General features: G+C 66.2%; 2 protein-coding genes and 3 pseudogenes. 2 read left to right on the top strand and 3 right to left on the bottom strand.

The window, feature by feature from the left end:
* Positions 1–98: pseudogene (locus HNQ79_RS33385) on the bottom strand (transposase); the annotation flags it as partial.
* Between the two features lie 51 nt (positions 99–149).
* On the opposite strand from HNQ79_RS33385, the gene HNQ79_RS33135 reads away from it, so the two are divergent.
* Positions 150–584, top strand: coding sequence for a MarR family winged helix-turn-helix transcriptional regulator (locus HNQ79_RS33135; RefSeq protein ID WP_185036696.1), 435 nt, complete (start codon positions 150–152; stop codon positions 582–584).
* 81 nt (positions 585–665) lie between these two features.
* Here HNQ79_RS33135 and HNQ79_RS34695 read toward each other — a convergent pair.
* Positions 666–803, bottom strand: a pseudogene (locus HNQ79_RS34695) (IS630 family transposase); the annotation flags it as partial.
* Between the two features lie 16 nt (positions 804–819).
* Here HNQ79_RS34695 and HNQ79_RS33130 point away from each other — a divergent pair.
* Positions 820–1,011: pseudogene (locus HNQ79_RS33130) on the top strand (IS982 family transposase); the annotation flags it as partial.
* Between the two features lie 451 nt (positions 1,012–1,462).
* Here the strand turns inward: HNQ79_RS33130 and HNQ79_RS33125 are convergent.
* Positions 1,463–1,696 carry a hypothetical protein gene (locus HNQ79_RS33125; RefSeq protein WP_185036695.1) on the bottom strand — a complete coding sequence of 78 codons (234 nt, stop codon included), beginning with the start codon at positions 1,694–1,696 and terminating at the stop codon, positions 1,463–1,465.
* Positions 1,697–2,068: the final 372 nt, after the last annotated feature.

Raw genomic sequence — 2,068 nt, 5'->3', positions numbered from 1 at the left:
CGTTCCTCCAGGCCGAGCCGGAAGGCGGCGGTGTCCCCGTAGCCGCCGTCGGCGATGACCTGGGGCACATCGATGCCCCAGGACCGCGTCTCGTCAATCTTGTACGATCTGAAACTAATACGAAACTGTATTACCTGGATGGAGGGTCGATGTCAGTCGACGGGGCGCAGCTGTGGACGCTGAACCAGCGGCTGCTGGGTGTTGTGCTGGATGCCTGCACGAGGGAGCTGGCCGAGCTCGGGTTGGAGACGAAGGAGTTTTTCGTCCTGGCCGAGGTGGAGGCATCGCCGTACCCGGCTGAGATCGCGACTGCGCTGCTGCTGCCCAAGGCGAGCGTGACGGTCTACGTTCGCAACCTCGTCGCCACGGGCTTTGTCCGCCGCGAGATCGACGAGGCGGACTTGCGGCGTCATCGGCTCGTGCTGACCGCTGAGGGCACGCAAGCACGCGATCGAGCACTTGCAGCTCTCGCGGCGGAGTACGACCGCAGGTTGGCGAGGGTCACCCCCCAGGACCGCGTTGAGCTGCAACGCATCCTCAAAGCGATGCTCGCCTCGCCCGCGTCAGGCCGTACGCGCGAGTGATCCGTCTGCCCGGTGCTCTCCTGCACGTTCGGGCCGCGACCGCATGGATTCGTCGAATCGTTCAGGTTGCGACGGCAAGGGACGTCCGCCCCAGCGGATACCCTTCTCGTTTCGGACGCGGGCACGTTCGCGACGCTGCGCCGCGAGGATGTCGGGGTGGCGGGTGGTGGTATTTCGCCAGCGCAGGTAGGCGTGCAGGGCCCGGGTTTGCACGCTGTACGGGAAAATCGCCCGGGTGCGGCAGTGGATCGAGGCCGTCATCGACACCCTCAAAGGCCAGCTCAGCCTCGAACAGCACGGTGGCAGAACCCCGGCCGGAGTCTTCGCCCGCACCGGCCAACGACTCCTCGCCCTCGCCGCTGGCATCTGGCACAACTGGACCACCGACGCCGCAGTCAAACGCTCCCTGATCGCCTACGACCACTGAAGACATCGGACTCATTCATCTAAAAGATGCAGGATCAACATCGGAGCGGGCTGAACGCCACGCCCGTTCTCCCCTCCGGTCGGTGACGGCCGCGCCCAGGACGGCGGTACTGCCGAGTCCGTCGAGAGCATCCGTGACGGCTACGGTGAGCGGTCGTCATCGCGGGGCGGGTTCGCTGGGCCCGGTCCAGAGGGCGCGGGCAGTTCGTCGCCGCTGCGCCGGAGCGTCCGCCAGTTACTGCACGGATGATTTCAGTGCCAAGGTCCATGGCGCCGAACACCATCAGCGCATAGTGCCGCGCTGGCACCTTAGCCCCGTACGCCGCAGTGACACGCGTGCTCGCGGCCACGGGGGGATCACTGCGAGGCGGGCGTGCGCATGCCGCGCTCGGCACGGAGGCGGCGCATCGAGGTGTTGCGGAGTTCGCAGAGCGGGAGGGGCAGACCGGCGGTCACGGTCCGGCCACCAGGCACGTGATCAGCACGGCGTCGAGACTGACGTCGTAACGGTTCAGGACGCTAATCCCGCGTCCGCCGGTCTCCTCGGGCAACAGCTCCACCACGTACGACGACGAGCCTGGGCCAGAGTCGGGTACTTCCTTGCCCCGTGCGGGATCGGATTCGAGAGAGATCCGGATGCCTTCGACCGCGGCCGCTCGCGCGCGGGCCGAGGTCGCCGCGGGCAACTACCGGTTCCTTGTCCGAACCGGGTCACGGACGGTATTCGCTCCGTGACCAGGCTGGCGGTGTCGCTGGCGCGTAGGTTGCCGTCTCGGGCGGGGCAGTATCGAGCTCACCGAGCAACGGCATGTGTGGGTCGTTGTCCAGGTAGTCCACGAGATCGAATGAATGGCTCCCTGGTGAGGAGGTCCGAGCCTGTGATAGCAGGGCCGGGACATCGACGGTGAACGGGCCGCTCTCAAGAGGCAGGTTGACGAGGCCCTCACAGACGACATCGGTCTTAGAACTCCTATCGGAATGACTTCAGGCGTCGCCAGCAGATGAGTGCGCATCCGAGGGTAAGGAAGGCTTCGTGGATGTCGTCGCGTATCTCCCAG

Origin of the sequence: Streptomyces candidus (genome assembly GCF_014207445.1) — a bacterium.
GTDB lineage: Bacteria > Actinomycetota > Actinomycetes > Streptomycetales > Streptomycetaceae > Streptomyces > Streptomyces candidus.
The sequence above is the reverse complement of the archived record's forward strand: the minus strand, read 5'-3'. Positions and strand labels throughout refer to the sequence as shown.

Coding starts and splice junctions, on each gene's coding strand:
- HNQ79_RS33135 (WP_185036696.1), top strand. CDS start 150: ATGTCAGTCGACGGGGCGCAGCTGTGGACGCTGAACCAGCGGCTGCTG.